The 14941-nt window shown below is 59.3% G+C and carries 17 protein-coding genes; 5 read left to right on the plus strand and 12 right to left on the minus strand.

The features are described from left to right. Positions 1-51: 51 nt before the first annotated feature. The 8 genes from clpB to VNZ65_RS10745 all read right to left on the minus strand — a co-directional run bounded on the left by clpB (position 52) and on the right by VNZ65_RS10745 (position 7639). Positions 52-2655 carry an ATP-dependent chaperone ClpB gene (gene clpB / locus VNZ65_RS10710; RefSeq protein WP_325668767.1) on the minus strand — a complete coding sequence of 868 codons (2604 nt, stop codon included), beginning with the start codon at positions 2653-2655 and terminating at the stop codon, positions 52-54. A gap of 215 nt (positions 2656-2870) precedes the next feature. Next, the gene (locus tag VNZ65_RS10715; RefSeq protein ID WP_325668769.1) at positions 2871-3080 is read right to left on the minus strand and encodes a hypothetical protein; all 210 of its coding nucleotides are present in this window, start codon (positions 3078-3080) and stop codon (positions 2871-2873) included. A 248-nt stretch (positions 3081-3328) separates the two neighbouring features. Continuing rightward, a complete protein-coding gene (gene crcB, locus VNZ65_RS10720; RefSeq protein ID WP_325668770.1) occupies positions 3329-3703 on the minus strand; it encodes a fluoride efflux transporter CrcB in 375 nt (124 codons plus the stop codon). After that, positions 3700-4188: a molybdopterin synthase catalytic subunit MoaE gene (gene moaE, locus VNZ65_RS10725; RefSeq protein ID WP_325668772.1), complete on the minus strand. Its 489-nt coding sequence runs from the start codon at positions 4186-4188 to the stop codon at positions 3700-3702. Before moaE ends, crcB begins: the two co-directional genes overlap by 4 nt. 28 nt (positions 4189-4216) lie before the next feature. Beyond that, positions 4217-4474 (minus strand): molybdopterin converting factor subunit 1, encoded by a 258-nt coding sequence (moaD, locus tag VNZ65_RS10730; RefSeq protein WP_325668774.1) that lies wholly within the window; start codon positions 4472-4474, stop codon positions 4217-4219. 35 nt (positions 4475-4509) lie between these two features. Then, complete coding sequence (gene glp, locus VNZ65_RS10735) at positions 4510-5733, minus strand: gephyrin-like molybdotransferase Glp (protein ID WP_325668776.1); 1224 nt, start codon at positions 5731-5733, stop codon at positions 4510-4512. 84 nt (positions 5734-5817) lie between these two features. Further along, a complete protein-coding gene (gene thrC / locus VNZ65_RS10740) occupies positions 5818-7278 on the minus strand; it encodes a threonine synthase (RefSeq protein WP_325668778.1) in 1461 nt (486 codons plus the stop codon). A 109-nt stretch (positions 7279-7387) separates the two neighbouring features. After that, positions 7388-7639, minus strand: a complete 252-nt coding sequence (locus tag VNZ65_RS10745; RefSeq protein ID WP_325668799.1) for a DUF2164 domain-containing protein — start codon at positions 7637-7639, stop codon at positions 7388-7390. A gap of 294 nt (positions 7640-7933) precedes the next feature. Between VNZ65_RS10745 and gmk the strand changes: the two genes are divergently transcribed. The 3 genes from gmk (at position 7934) to VNZ65_RS10760 (ending at position 11234) form a co-directional block, all read left to right on the plus strand. Continuing rightward, positions 7934-8578 (plus strand): guanylate kinase, encoded by a 645-nt coding sequence (gene gmk, locus VNZ65_RS10750; protein ID WP_061941191.1) that lies wholly within the window; start codon positions 7934-7936, stop codon positions 8576-8578. Between the two features lie 59 nt (positions 8579-8637). Further along, positions 8638-8841 carry a DNA-directed RNA polymerase subunit omega gene (gene rpoZ / locus VNZ65_RS10755; RefSeq protein WP_014006295.1) on the plus strand — a complete coding sequence of 68 codons (204 nt, stop codon included), beginning with the start codon at positions 8638-8640 and terminating at the stop codon, positions 8839-8841. Between the two features lie 110 nt (positions 8842-8951). Further along, positions 8952-11234, plus strand: coding sequence for a bifunctional (p)ppGpp synthetase/guanosine-3',5'-bis(diphosphate) 3'-pyrophosphohydrolase (locus VNZ65_RS10760; RefSeq protein ID WP_325668782.1), 2283 nt, complete (start codon positions 8952-8954; stop codon positions 11232-11234). Between the two features lie 32 nt (positions 11235-11266). Here VNZ65_RS10760 and VNZ65_RS10765 read toward each other — a convergent pair whose 3' ends face one another. Together VNZ65_RS10765 and VNZ65_RS10770 are read right to left on the minus strand one after the other, a co-directional pair. Then, entirely contained in the window at positions 11267-11716 is a 450-nt protein-coding gene (locus VNZ65_RS10765) for a DUF1178 family protein (RefSeq protein ID WP_325668784.1), read from the minus strand. A 109-nt stretch (positions 11717-11825) separates the two neighbouring features. Continuing rightward, positions 11826-12659 carry an isocitrate lyase/phosphoenolpyruvate mutase family protein gene (locus tag VNZ65_RS10770; RefSeq protein WP_325668785.1) on the minus strand — a complete coding sequence of 278 codons (834 nt, stop codon included), beginning with the start codon at positions 12657-12659 and terminating at the stop codon, positions 11826-11828. A gap of 282 nt (positions 12660-12941) precedes the next feature. Between VNZ65_RS10770 and VNZ65_RS10775 the strand changes: the two genes are divergently transcribed. Then, positions 12942-13298, plus strand: coding sequence for a hypothetical protein (locus VNZ65_RS10775; protein WP_325668787.1), 357 nt, complete (start codon positions 12942-12944; stop codon positions 13296-13298). Positions 13299-13314: 16 nt separating this feature from the next. Here the strand turns inward: VNZ65_RS10775 and VNZ65_RS10780 are convergent, their stop codons facing one another. Both VNZ65_RS10780 and VNZ65_RS10785 read right to left on the minus strand, forming a co-directional pair. After that, positions 13315-13629 (minus strand): hypothetical protein, encoded by a 315-nt coding sequence (locus tag VNZ65_RS10780; RefSeq protein WP_325668789.1) that lies wholly within the window; start codon positions 13627-13629, stop codon positions 13315-13317. Between the two features lie 178 nt (positions 13630-13807). Next, positions 13808-14212 (minus strand): hypothetical protein, encoded by a 405-nt coding sequence (locus tag VNZ65_RS10785; RefSeq protein WP_325668791.1) that lies wholly within the window; start codon positions 14210-14212, stop codon positions 13808-13810. A 234-nt stretch (positions 14213-14446) separates the two neighbouring features. Between VNZ65_RS10785 and VNZ65_RS10790 the strand changes: the two genes are divergently transcribed. Further along, positions 14447-14692, plus strand: coding sequence for an H-NS histone family protein (locus tag VNZ65_RS10790; RefSeq protein WP_325668793.1), 246 nt, complete (start codon positions 14447-14449; stop codon positions 14690-14692). Positions 14693-14941 lie beyond the last annotated feature (249 nt).

The raw sequence follows: 14941 nt of genomic DNA on the forward strand, positions 1-14941 counted from the left end.
ACAGGGTGAGGCCTGTTGCGATTTTACTCTGCGCAGTGGCGAGATTCGGACTTAAGTTGATATTTTGAAAACTATCTCACCATTGTTAACATTTACATGAACAATCTCCTTCGGCCCGAATTTTCCCTCCAGAATCAATTTCGACAAGGGATTTTCTATCTGCTGCTGGATTGCCCGCTTCAGCGGCCGCGCTCCGTACACCGGATCGTAGCCAGCCTCGGCGATTTTCTGCAATCCGGCTTCCGAGATGTCCAGGCCCATGTCCATCTTCGCCAGACGCTGCTTCAATATATCCAGCTGGATCAAGGCAATCGCACCGATGTTTTTCTCATCGAGCGCATGGAACACCACGATTTCATCTATACGGTTGATAAACTCCGGACGGAAATGGTTCCTTACTTCCGCCATGACTTCCATCTTTACCACCGCCGGATCGCTGCCTTCCATTGCCTGGATCCGGTGCGAACCGAGGTTCGATGTCATCACGATAACCGTATTCTTGAAATCCACGGTACGGCCCTGGCCGTCGGTCATGCGGCCATCGTCCAGCACCTGCAGCAGCACGTTGAAGACGTCCGGATGGGCTTTTTCAATCTCATCCAGCAAGATCACGCTGTAGGGCTTGCGCCGCACCAGCTCGGTCAGGTAACCGCCCTCCTCGTAGCCGACATAGCCCGGCGGCGCGCCGATCAGGCGGGCCACCGAGTGCTTCTCCATGAATTCGCTCATGTCGATGCGGATCATCGAATCGGTGCTGTCGAACAGGAAACTGGCCAGCGCCTTGCACAATTCGGTCTTGCCGACGCCGGTCGGTCCCAGGAACATGAAGGAGCCGTACGGCCGGTCGGGATCGCTCAGGCCGGCACGCGAACGGCGGATGGCATCCGAGACGGCAACGATGGCCTCGTCCTGGCCGACTACGCGACGGTGCAGCTCGGCCTCCATGTTGATCAGCTTCTCGCGCTCGCCCTGCAGCATCTTGGATACCGGAATGCCGGTGATGCGCGACACGATCTCGGCGATCTCGTCGGCGCCGACCTGGGTCCGCACCAGCTGCGGCTTGCCTTCCGGGTCCGGATTCTGCGCGGCCAGCGCATCCTGCTTCGATTGCGTCTCCAGCGCTTTTTCCAGTTCGTTGAGCTTGCCATACTTCAGCTCGGACACTTTTTGCCAGTCGCTGTTGCGGGTAGCCTCGTCGATCTGCAGGCGCAGCTTCTCGATTTCCTCTTTCAGGTGCTTGCTGCCCTGGGCGCTGGCTTTCTCCGATTTCCAGATTTCTTCCAGGTCGGCATACTCGCGCGACAGTTTTTCGATTTCTTCCTCGATCAGAGCGAAGCGCTTTTGCGACGCCTCATCTTTCTCGCGGCGCACCGCTTCGCGCTCGATCTTGAGCTGGATCAAGCGGCGGTCGAGCTTGTCCATCACTTCCGGCTTGGAGTCGATTTCAATCTTGATCTTGGCGGCAGCCTCATCGATCAGGTCGATCGCCTTGTCGGGCAGGAAGCGGTCGGTGATGTAGCGGTGTGACAATTCCGCTGCGGCGACGATCGCCGGATCGGTGATTTCCACCCCGTGGTGGACTTCGTATTTTTCCTGCAAGCCGCGCAGGATCGCAATCGTGGCTTCAACGCTAGGTTCGTCCACCAGGATCTTTTGAAAACGGCGTTCCAGCGCAGCGTCTTTTTCAATGTATTTGCGATACTCGTCCAGGGTGGTGGCGCCGACGCAATGCAGTTCGCCACGCGCCAGGGCTGGCTTCAGCATGTTGCCGGCATCCATCGCGCCTTCCGCCTTGCCGGCGCCGACCATGGTGTGCAGCTCGTCGATGAAGACAATGGTCTGGCCTTCATCCTGGGCGATTTCCTTCAGTACCGCTTTCAGGCGTTCTTCGAACTCGCCGCGGAATTTTGCGCCGGCCAGCAAAGATGCCATGTCGAGCGACAAGACGCGCTTCGACTTCAGGCTGTCGGGCACTTCGCCGTTGACGATGCGCTGCGCCAGGCCTTCCACGATCGCGGTCTTGCCGACGCCGGGCTCGCCGATCAGCACCGGATTGTTCTTGCTGCGGCGTTGCAGGATCTGGATCGCACGACGGATTTCATCGTCGCGGCCGATCACCGGATCGAGCTTGCCGAGGCGTGCCCGTTCGGTCAGGTCCAGGGTGTATTTTTTCAGTGCTTCGCGCTGCCCTTCGCCATCCTGCGAAGCGACATTGGCGCCGCCGCGCACAGCGGTAATTGCCGCTTCCAGCGCCTTGCGCGTGAGGCCGTTTTCGCGCGCTAGCCGGCCGGCATCGGATTTATCGTCGAGCAGGGCCAGCAGCAACATTTCGCTGGCGATGAATTGATCGCCGCGTTTTTGCGCTTCCTTGTCAGCCAGGTTGAGCAAGGCCAGCAGCTCACGGCCGATCTGCACTTCGCCGCCGCTGCCGCTGACCTTAGGCAGACGGTCCAGCGCAGCCTTGAGTCCGGCGCCCAGCGCGGCAACATTGACGCCGGCGCGCTGCAGCAGCGAGGTGGCGCTGCCATCGTCCTGGTTCAGCAAGGCGATCAAGGCATGCACCGGATCTATGTATTGATTATCGTTGCCGACCGCCTGGCTCTGGGCGTCGGCAATCGCTTCCTGCAACTTCGTGGTTAATTTATCGAAACGCATGGTTCCTCCAAAATATCTGATGGATAGAAAATTGGGACATGCCGGCTGATTTCAAGCACGCATTGATAAACTAAGGGCTCGTCAAGGAATAAGTTGGGTATTTGGGCGGCCTTGGGTGGATGCAATGCAAGGCGCCCACAAAGAGAGGATAGCATCGGACCAGATATTAAAAAGCCCTTCGCATGGAAGGGCTCTGAGAGTAGCTGCCGGACAGGCTAGCTGATCTGCGTCGCCATGAAGTAGGTCGCCGCCACCAGCGCCGTGCCGAAGCCGCACACAAAGCTCACCAGGCGCCAGGTTTGATCTGTCATCTCTTTGCGCATCTCGGCGCTGGTCGCGGTCTGGTCCAGGCGCGTCTCTATGCGCGTCAGGCGATCCCACGCGTCATTTACAAATTCTTCAAGTTTGCCTACCCTGGTTTCCATTTCGTCATCATAGCCACCGCCATCGCCCCCGTCAAATGGAGGCGCGGGCTGAATTTTCCTGCTGCCACTGTTGCCCTGAAGTATGGCACTTTGGACTTAGCTTCCATATGACGTCCTCCCAAAATGGTTGGATATGCCGAGGCAAACGCGCCGGGTTCCGGCGAGTCGGCGCTGCCAAAAACACATTCATGTCATTTTAAACAACATCCTGGCCTATTTGCGGCGACTTGGCTAAGGAATTTCTGAAACTAGGAGGCCAAGGCGCGATAGGTAGCGAAACCGGCGATGCAAAGCAGTATGGAGCCAAACAAATGCAGCACGGTGTGGCCCAGGAACCAGCCGTATTCGCCATGTTGCAGCAACACCATCGATTCAGCTGAAAAGGTGGAAAAAGTGGTCAGGCCGCCCAGGAAACCGGTAATCACGAGCAAACGCCACTCCATCGGCAGCGCCGGGTGCGATTCGAAGAACGCTACCGCCAGGCCAGCCAGGTAGCCGCCGGCTAGGTTGACCAGCAAAGTCCCCCATGGCAATTGATTCTGGTAAGCGCCAAGCCAGGCGCTCGCCCCCCAGCGCAGCCAGGCCCCCAAAACAGCACCGATGCCGACTGCGAGCCAGCTCACTTCTTGCTTTCGCGCATAGGCAAAGGCAAGCCGTCCTGCTCCCATTTGGCCAGCGCTTCGTCGTCGCTGCTGCGGGCGTCGACCCAGCGCGCACCTTGGTCGGTATGTTCTTTCTTCCAGAACGGCGCTTCGGTCTTGAGGTAGTCGATAATGAATTCGCAGGCGGCAAAAGCGTCGCCGCGATGCGCCGAAGTCACCGCAACCAGCACGATCTGGTCCAGCGGCAGCAAAGGGCCGATGCGGTGAATGACCAGCGCATCGAAAATTTCCCAGCGCTGCTTGGCCTGGGCGACGATGGCGGCCAGCGCCTTTTCGGTCATGCCCGGGTAATGCTCAAGCTCCATCTGGGCGACGCTGCTGCCGTCGTTCAGATCGCGCACAGTGCCCAGGAAACTGACGACGGCGCCAATTCTGGGATTGGCTTGCCGCAATTGCGCCAGCTCGGCGGCGCAATCGAAATCTTCAGTCTGGACGCGGATAGTCATGATCAGGACCTCATTGCAGACAAAGAAATCAGCCGCCGGTGACCGGCGGGAAAAATGCCACTTCACCACCGTCGGTGACGACGGTATCGGCGTTCGCCAGCTCTTGGTTGAACGCCATCCGCAGCGCCCGGCCATCGGCCAGCGCATCTGCCCAGACGCCGCCGCGGGCGCGCAAATGCGCGCGCACGGCGCCAACGGTCGTCGCTGCGTCAGGCAGCTCCAGAACTTCCTGCGACTGCTTGAGCGTCTCGCGCAGGCTGGCAAAAAAACGTAACTCGATCTTCATTGCATTCTCGTGATTGAACAGGCTAGTCCCACTGCTTATTGCAGCAAAGCAGAAAACGGCAGAAAGCGCAGCGTATCGCCGCGGGCAATGGTCTGCCCGGCCGGATTATCGACCAGGCCGTCGCCCCAGACCGCGGAAGTCAGCACCCCTGAGCCTTGGTGCGGAAACAGGTCGAGGCCGCCGCCGGCGTTGATTTTTACCCGCAGGAATTCCTGGCGCCGGTCTGCCTTCGGCCAGTCGAAATCGGCACGCATGGCCAGCGCCTGCGGCGCCAGCGCGTCTGCCGCCACGCCTTGCTGGCGCAGGATGAAGGGGCGCACGAAAATCAGGAAAGTGACGAAACTGGACACGGGATTGCCCGGCAGGCCGATAAAGAAAGCATGGCCGCCAGCAGCACGGCGTACTTCGCCGAAGGCCAGCGGCTTGCCCGGTTTCATGGCTATTTGCCACATGTTAAGGCGCCCTTCAGCCTCCACCGCCGGCTTCACATGGTCTTCTTCGCCGACCGAGACGCCGCCCGAAGTCAGGATCAGGTCATGTTCCTGGGCCGCCCGGCGCAAGGCATCCCGGGTCGCTTCCCGATTATCCGGCACGATGCCGTAGTCGGTGATCTCGCAACCGAGGTTTTCCAGCAGGCCGCGCAGGACAAAACGGTTGGAGTTATAAATGGCGCCCGGCTTCAGGACTTGGCCGGGCATGGCCAGCTCATCGCCGGTGAAAAACATCGCCACCCGCAGTTTAGGCAGCAGCGGCAGTTTTTCCAGACCTACCGATGCCGCCAGGCCGAGATCTTGCGGCCGCAGGCGCGTGCCCGCCGCCAGGATCACGCTGCCGCTCTGGATATCCTCGCCGGCGCGGCGCACCCATTCGCCGGATTTCGGCGCGTGCCTGATCACCACGGCGTCGCCCTCGGCTTCACACATTTCCTGCATCACCACCGCATCGGCGCCAGCCGGAATCATGGCGCCGGTAAAGATCCGTGCCGCGGTGCCGGCGGCCAGCGGCGCACCGACGTGGCCAGCCGGAATCCTTTGCGATACAGGCAAGCGTGCCGCACCGCTGCTGCAATCGGCGGCGCGCACCGCGTAACCGTCCATTTGCGTGTTGTCCGCCGGCGGCACGTTGAGCTGCGAAACCTGGGAGGCGGCCAGCACCCGGCCGTTCGCTTCCAGCGTCGGAACCAGCTCGACGGCAGCGCCATCGGCCAGCGAGCGGCCGGCCGCCAGCAGCACGGCCAGTGCTTCGGCAACGGTTAACATCGGGGGCTTTTGCATCATTTTCTAGCGCTTTCGTTGCAGCTCATTGGCAGCTCATTGGCAGCTCATTGGCAGCTCATTGACAGTTTACAAGCCAGTGTGGCTCGCGATCAAGCGCTTGACCTGCGCGACGTCGGCCGCCATCACTTCAAACCGCTGCGGCAGCGTTTCGATGTTTTCAAAACCGGCAGGCCGTTGCGCATCGCGCCCCAGTGCTTCGCGGATGGTTTCATTGAACTTGGCCGGCAAGGCGGTCTCCAGCACGATCATCGGCACGCCAGGCACCATGTACTCACGCGCGACCTTGACGCCGTCGGCGGTGTGGGTATCGATGGTGACGTTGTAGCGCTGCTGGATGTCGCGGATGGTGTCTAGCCGGTCCTGGTGCGTGGATTTCCCGGACTGGAAGCCGAAACGGGCAATCTTGGTGAATTCGTCGCCATCGCTGCCGGGGCCGCCTGCCAGGTTGAAGCCGCCCTCGGTTTCGACTTTATGGAACAAGGCGCGCACGCGTTCGCTGTCGCCGTCCAGCAGGTCGTGGATGAAGCGCTCGAAATTGGAGGCCTTGCTGATGTCCATGCTCGGACTGCTGGTGTGGTAGGTTTCGGCGGACTTGCGCACGCGGTAGATGCCGGTGCGGAAAAACTCGTCGAGCACATCGTTCTCGTTGGTGGCGGCCACCAGTTTGTCGATCGGCAGGCCCATCATGCGGGCGATGTGGCCGGCGCAGATATTGCCGAAATTACCCGATGGGACAGTGAACGATACTTTCTGCTGGTTGCTGGTGGTCGCGCTCAGGTAGCCGCGGAAGTAGTAGACCACCTGCGCCACCACGCGCGCCCAGTTGATCGAGTTGACCGTGCCGATTTTCTGGCTGGCCTTGAAGGCATGGTCGTTGGAGACGGCTTTCACCATGTCCTGGCAATCGTCGAAAACGCCTTCAACTGCGATATTGAAGATGTTCGGATCCTGCAGGCTGAACATTTGCGCGGTCTGGAAAGCGCTCATCTTCTTGTGCGGCGACAGCATGAATACACGGATGCCTTTTTTGCCGCGCATCGCATATTCCGCGGCGCTGCCGGTATCGCCGGAAGTGGCGCCGAAAATGTTCAGCTGGGCGTCGTTCTTGGCCAGGGTGTACTCGAACAGGTTGCCGAGCAGTTGCATCGCCATGTCCTTGAAAGCCAGTGTCGGACCGTTCGACAAGGCTTGCAGCAGCAGCTTGCTGCCATCTTTTTCTTCCAGCACGCTGAGCGGCGTGATCTGGCCGGCATCTTCGCCGCTGCGCGCGTTGCGATAGACATCCGCGGTATAGGTCTTGTGCGCCAGCGCGCGCAAATCGGCCTGTGGTATCTCGGTGGCGAACTTCTTCAGCACTTCAAACGCCAGGTCGGCATAGGACAGCGTACGCCATTGATCCAGTTCGGCCGAAGTCACTTGCGGATACTCGGCCGGCAAGTACAAGCCGCCATCCGGCGCCAGGCCGCCCAGCAGGATCTCGGAAAAATTTTGTGCGGCTGCGTGGCCGCGAGTCGAAACATAATGCATAGTGTGGATGGCGTTGGTAAGGGGGATGAAGATGGGCTGTTGCCTACATTATAGCGTCCGCTACCCTGCCGCTGTCAGCTTTGGCGGCAACCGCGGTGCTTGGCCAGGCTTATTTTTTCTTCCAGTAGCTGCCGCTCTCTTCGTAGCATTCGACGCTGAGGTCGGCGACTTTCGCCTCCATATGCGCTTGCGCATCGGCGATCGCCTGGTTATAGATGGCCGGGCCGATCACCTGCAGGCAAAAATCGAGCAGCATGCCGGCCTTCAGGTCGCCGATCGGTTCTTCCATGTTTTCCTTGAAATAGCGCTGAATCGAGCCGACCAGATCCTTCTGCTCCGCTTGTTGTAACTTGATCGCCATTGCCTTGGTCCTTGTCTGTTGTACATCATCCAGCGCGTCGACAATCGCTGCGCTTTTTGGAAAACCCATAAATGTACACCAAGCTCCGGCCCGCCGTTATCACTACACCAATATACCTGGCCTATGCGCCATTCGTGAAAGATACAAATCCTAGCTGCAGCCTTATTGCCACGCTGATACAATGTCACACTTACATAATCGGGTATTTTGCATACCTGACGGTTTGCACATCTTTCAATTGTTATGACACCTCCACTACCTACTCCATCAGCCGACCTGGTCAACAGCTCGGCCATGCCGGACGAGCACCCGATGTCGGGCAGCCTGTTCATGGTGGTCGCCCCTTCCGGCGCCGGCAAATCGACGCTGGTGAATGCGCTGCTGGCGCAGGAACAAACGATCAAGCTGTCGATTTCCTACACCACGCGGCCGCCGCGCCCGGGTGAACAGGATGGCCGTGAATACCACTTCACCACTGTGGAAGATTTCCGCGCCCGCCATAAGCAAGGCGAATTCCTGGAATGGGCGGAAGTGCACACCAATTACTACGGCACCTCGCGCCTGGCGATTGCGGAGCAGATGCAGTCCGGCACCGACGTTTTGCTGGAAATCGACTGGCAAGGCGCGCAGCAGGTCAAGAAGCAGTTTCCGCACGCTGTCGGCATTTTTATCCTGCCGCCATCCATCGCGGCGCTGGAAGAGCGCCTGAAAAAGCGTGGCCAGGACGAACCGCAGGTCATCACGCGCCGCATTCTGGCCGCCGGCGGTGAAATCGCACACGCCCCCGAGTTTGAATATGTTATTATTAATCAAGAGTTTGCATCTGCTCTGTCGGAATTAACAGCGATTGTCAAAGCTACTCGCTGCCGCTTCTCGCAACAGGCAGTGCGGAACGCGTCTTTATTCGCCCAATTGGGCATCCATGCAAATTTAAGTTAATATTTAGCCAACTGGTATTCAGCCACCAATTGGCAGTACCGCATTCTGGAGAATTTTATATGGCCCGCATCACTATCGAAGATTGTCTGAAACAGATCCCTAACCGCTTTCAGCTGACGCTGTCCGCGACTTACCGCGCACGCCAGCTGCTGCAAGGCCACACTGCGAAGATCGACGCCAAGGACAAGCCAACCGTGGTTGCCTTGCGTGAAATCGCTGCCGGCAAGATCGGCATTGAAATGCTCAAGAAGGTACCTGGTTAATTTGAATGCATTGAGGGCAGCGTTGCTACGTCACTGATGCACTACGCTTTGGCGACTCCACGACTCTGCCCTGCAATGGATAAAACTCATGCGGCTGCTATCGATCCAGTATGAACCTGACATCTCCAGATTCAAGCATGTCATCAGCCGCAACCACAAAAAAACGGGCGGCCTCCCCCCGCTCAGCCAGAAAACCTGCTAACACGCCCCCCTTGCCAGATCCTCAGCCCGCCCTCCAGCCCGGCGTCGCCTCGATTACGCACCTGACTACCAAGCTTGCCGAATACCTGACCCCAGCCGAGCTGAAAAAGGTCAAGGAAGCCTATCGCTTTTCGGATGAAATGCATCTGGGTCAGATGCGCAAATCCGGCGAACCTTATATTTCACACCCGATTGCCGTCGCCGAAATCTGCGCCGACTGGAAGCTGGACGCGCAAGCCATCATGGCTGCCCTGCTGCACGATGTCATGGAAGACCAGGACGTCAAGAAGGACGAGCTGATCGAACGCTTCGGCGCGCCGGTGGCCACCCTGGTCGATGGCCTCTCCAAGCTGGACAAGATCGAATTCCAGAGCCAGATCGAGGCCCAGGCGGAGAACTTCCGCAAGATGCTGCTGGCGATGGCGCGCGACGTCCGCGTGATCCTGGTCAAGCTGGCCGACCGCCTGCACAATATGCGCACGCTGGGCGTGATGATCCCGGAAAAGAAACGCCGCATCGCGCGCGAGACCATGGAGGTCTACATTCCGATCGCGCATCGGCTCGGGCTCAACAATATCTATCGCGAGCTGCAGGAACTGGCGTTCTCGCATTTGTATCCGCTGCGCCACCGCACCCTGGCCAAGGCAGTCAAGGCAGCCCGCGGCAACCGCCGCGAAGTGGTCAGCAAGATCCTGGAATCGGTCAGCACCACGCTGGCTGCGACCGGCATCAACGCCCAAATAGACGGCCGCGAGAAGAGCCTGTTCGGCATCTATCGCAAGATGCACAACAAGCATTTGTCGTTTTCCCAGGTGCTGGATGTCTACGGCTTTCGCATCGTGGTCGACACCTTCGCCAATTGCTACCTGGCGCTCGGCACCCTGCACGCACTGTACAAGCCGATGCCGGGCAAGTTCAAGGATTACATCGCGATTCCCAAGCTGAACGGCTACCAGTCGCTGCACACCACCCTGATCGGCCCTTACGGCACGCCGGTCGAATTCCAGATCCGCACCCAGGACATGCACCGCGTCGCCGAATCCGGCGTTGCCGCGCACTGGCTGTACAAGGATGAGGAAGGCAACCTGAGCGACCTGCAGCAACGCACCCATGCCTGGCTGCAGTCGCTGCTGGATATCCAGAAGCAGACCGGCGACTCGGCCGAATTCCTGGAACATGTCAAGGTCGACCTGTTCCCCGATTCGGTTTACGTGTTCACGCCGAAATCGAAGATCATCGCCCTGCCGCGCGGCGCCACGGCGCTGGATTTTGCCTACACCATCCATACCGATGTCGGCGACCAGACCATCGCCGCCAAGATCAACCACGAACCGGCGCCGCTGCGCACCGAGCTGCACAACGGCGACATCGTGGAAATCATTACCTCGACCAGTTCGCGCCCCAGCCCCAACTGGCTCAGCTTTGTACGCACCGGCAAGGCCCGGTCCGCCATCCGCCATCATCTGCGCACCATTAACCTGGGCGAATCGGTAGAACTCGGCAAACGCCTGCTGTCGCAAGCACTGGCGACGCTCAACCTGAATCCGGCGCTGGCGCCGGTGGTGGTCGACCGCCTGCTGAACGAATCCAGCGCCAAGTCTTTGGATGAGATCTACGCCGACATCGGCGTCGGCAAGCGCATGGCGACCCTGGTGGCGCGCCATATCATGGGCTTGCTGGAAAACGAGCCTTTGCTGACGCCGCTGCTCGACATGGAAGGTGTCGCGACGCCAGCCAAGATGGATCCGGTGGTGATCTATGGCAGCGAAGGCATTTCGGTGCAGCTGTCGCCATGCTGCCAGCCGATTCCGGGCGATCACATCACTGGCCAGCTGAAGCGCGACCAGGGACTGGTGGTGCATGCAGAAGACTGCAACATCGCCAAGCGCCAGCGCAACAAGGATCCGGACCGCTGGATTGAAGTGCTGTGGGGTGAAGACCTGAACCGCCGTTTCGATTGCCGCATCAAGGTCCTGGTGCATAACGACAAGGGTATCCTGGCGCGGGTAGCCGCTGAAATCGGCGATTCCGACGCCAACATCATCTATGTCAACATGGACGACGACAAAGACCAGCTGATGACGCAGCTGGTGTTCACCATCCAGGTGGAAGACCGGGTGCATCTGGCGCGGCTGATGCGCAATGTGCGCCGCATCCGCGGCGTCACCAGGATCCTGCGCGACCGTAACTAAGCAAGCAGCCTGGAACCTGGATCGGCTACGGCTTACTGCAGGGTCGGTTTATGTAAGGCAGGCAAAGGCAGCTGGAACACGTCGATACCTTCGTCCGCCAGTTCATCGCACTCCTCTGCAGTGGCGACGCCGCGAATCCCGTGCTCCGGCACTTCCTTGTAGTGGATCCGGCGCGCTTCCTCAGCAAATCCTTCCCCCACATCTTCGGTGTTTTCCATGACATGGCGCGCCATCTCCGCCAGGCGTTTCTGCATCTGCGCCACTGCCGGCGAATGCTGGGGCGACTGGCTGCGCGCGCCGGCCGGCGGCCTGGCGGCAGAAAGATTCAAATGCGGCGCCGACGGCAGCTTGTCCACTTTGACGCTATCGCAAATCGGGCAGACAATCAGCTTGCGCGCCGATTGTGAGAGAAAATCATCTTCCGAGCCAAACCAGCCCTCGAAGCGATGATTCTGTTCACAAGCTAAATTGTAGACTTTCATGATGCGGCATTCGTCGGCGCGGAGAAGCATGGATCTTACACTAGTGAACTGCCATCATCTGGCGGCAGACCTTGCTACCAGCATATAACTTAATCAAGCGCTTTGCTGCCTAAAGCTTGTTTGCCGCCTGCAGCATCTCGCTGATCCGGCGCGTGCCGACTGCCTCATTGCCATAGGAAAACGTGCCATGCTCACGCATTTCCTCGGCAGCCCGCAGGAAGGCCCCAAGCGCCGCGCGCGCCAGCGAACCGCCGACGCTGACCCGCTGGACGCCGATCTGCGCCAGTTCTTGCAGGCTGAGCTGCACGCCTTGCAATCCCATGACCACGTTCACCGGCTTATCCAGCGCACTGACCACCGCGACAATGTCTTCCTTGCTTTTCAGGCCGGGCGCGTACAGCACGTCGGCGCCGGCGTCCTGATAGGCCTGCAGCCGTTCGATGGTGTCCTTCAGGTCGGCGCGGCCAACCAGAAAATTTTCTGCGCGCGCGGTCAGCGTGAACGGAAAATCCAGCGAGCGCGCTGCCTCGACGGCGGCGCGTACGCGCTCAACGGCAAGCGCCAGCGGATAAATGGGATCGTCAGCCCGGCCGCTGGCGTCTTCTATGGAACCGCCGACGATGCCGGTAGCCGCCGCCAGGCGGACGGTTTCCGCCACCGTTCCGGGCGAGTCGCCCCAGCCGTTTTCCAGATCGGCGCTGAGCGGCAGAGCGGTAGCCGCCGCCAGTTCGGTAAGGTGCGCCATCATCTGCTCGCGGCCGATGGCGCCGTCCGTCAAGCCGCGCGAAAACGCATAACCGGCACTGGTGCTGGCCAATGCCTCGAATCCCAGCAAGGCCAGCAGCCTGGCGCTGCCGATATCCCAGGGATTGGGAATGATGAAAGCACCCTCGCGGGCGTGGAGCTGCTGGAAAATCCTGGCTTTCTCTATCTGCGATCGCATGCAGTCTCTCCGATATGAAATCTTTTCAAACGGCTTATCCTGGAAAAACTCCTGTTGATTACCGTTTCCTCAAAACAACTTTTACAGACAACAGAGGACAAACATTACCACCAGCATCTATTCAATGCAGCCGACTGCCAAAGATCGCAAAAAAGCGAGGTCCGCAAGCGATTCTCTATTAGCTTAGCGCCGTTTTGTTTCCTAGAATGAAATCCTGAAGATGGGCTCGCAACACTTTATCTCCGGCCATTTTTCATGCCGGCTAGCCAGGCGGAGGGTTGTATGGAAAAAATATTGCTGGTACTGCTCCTCGGAGCGATCACGGCGGCAATGCCGGAAAAAGCTGTCGCCGCCGACAACGGCACCGGCCAGCCAGTTGCGGGCCAGGCGCCATTGTTTGCGCCGCCGGCGCTGAACGTTACCGGAGTACATCCGCAGGCGCTGTTCATGGAGCCGCCGTCGCAGACGGTGGCGCCGGTCTGGCGCGAACGCAATGAATGGGAAAGGCGCCGCGCCGATCAATGGAGCGAACTCGAATGGCAACGCCAGCAATGGCGGGAAAACCGCGGCGAACTGGCCGGCGGCAGCCAGATCCACACCAGCGCCACCCCGGGTCCGGCATCGTCCAGCAGCTTCTGATGCCGCTAACTAAAAATTAAAAGCGCGGCAAATCGGCCAAGGTGCGGCCGGAGGTGTCGCGCTCGGCTATGCCGATGCCTTCAATGCCGTGTTCGTGGATCACCAGCGCGATACTGGGACCGCGCACAATCTTGCCATCCACGGAAAACGCCGTCGCCACCTCGTCGCCGAAATGCAGCGCGTCCACCACCAGGCTGACGTCCTGCTCCGAGGTCTTGTGTTCCCAGCCGATAGAGCCGTCCTCTTGCGGCTTGGCCCGTCCCCAGCGCACTTCCTCGACCCGGTCGCCTTCGACATTAAAACGCACTGCTTCAATCATATGGATGGACATGCTTTTCTCCGGGATAGAAAGTCTAATTATTCAGAGCTTCATGTTACCTGCCAAGCTGGCCGGCAGCAAGACAGGCGCTCAGAAATTGGCTAAGGCTTTACCCCTGGAGATTAAAAAAACGCTACCCGAGGATAGCGTTTTCTGCTTCGATCACGGCCAGGCCGACCGTTTTACTTCTTTAATACGCGGGGTCGCCGGGAACCACGCGCAACCACCCGCCGGGACAGCTTGGCACTTCAGGATAGTAGCCGGCAGGATCGTTACAGTAGTAGCTGTAGTTGCCGTCGGGTGCTACATAAACACCGCCCACTGGATAAAGCGCCGGGTCGTAGTAGTAAGGGTCCCAGAAAAACGGTCCGCCTATCACGATCACGCCACGGCCGTGGAAATCCCTGAAGCGGCGGAATCCGTGGTGCGCCTGCGGCCCGCCGCCGTAGCGCATGCCGCCGCCATGGAATTGCGCGCCGCCGCCGTGGAAGCCACCACCATGGAAGCCGCCGTTATTGCGGGCAAACGCCGGGCCCGCAGCGCTTGAGAATATCAGCGCCAGCGCGGCCAGCCACATGATCATCAATTTTTTCATAGCAAGACCTCTTACTTCCCATGCTGCCGCTCAAGGCGGCATCACAACGTGTCTCCCTGTATTCAATATAGTTTGTGGCGGCCGAATGGTCGATACAATTCAGTAATCTTTGCAACAGCTTGTATCAGCGCGCAACAATCTCAAGCTGCCAAACCAGATACTGGCAGGCATTTCATGCCGCACCCTGCTTACGGTATACTTGCCCGTCCAAAACGCAGAAAGAAAGCAATAGAAATGACGACCTACAAAGAACTGCAAGCGCAAATCGAGCAATTGAGGAAACAGGCAGAAGAATTGCGTCAGGCCGAAATCGCTGACGTGATTACCGAGATTAAAACCAAGATGCAGGAATATGGCATCACCGGCGCCGACCTAGGCCTGATGGGCAAGAAGCGCGTCATGAAAACCTCGCCGTCGATGGCAGATGAAGCGCCGGCAATGACGCCCGACGCAGAAGCGCCAGCCGGCAGCGATATGTAATGGCAATTTCCCGCTGCAATTGATATCAGGCGGTTGCCATTGGCAGCCAGTTCGTAAGGGCCTAGTGCCAGCCGCCGCTCACCTCACTCCAGTGCAAATCGCAACCCAAGCGAGAACACATTGTTGCGCAAGCCGCCGCTGCCCAGTTGCGCATCGTAATTGAGATACCAGCCCCAGCGCTTGTCCACCGCCGTATTCAAGCCCAGTCCGAGCCAGCCGCTGCTGCGCGCCAGGCCTATCCCCTGCACC

Origin of the sequence: Collimonas sp., assembly GCF_035566555.1 — a bacterium.
In the GTDB taxonomy this organism is placed as follows: Bacteria; Pseudomonadota; Gammaproteobacteria; order Burkholderiales; family Burkholderiaceae_D; genus Collimonas.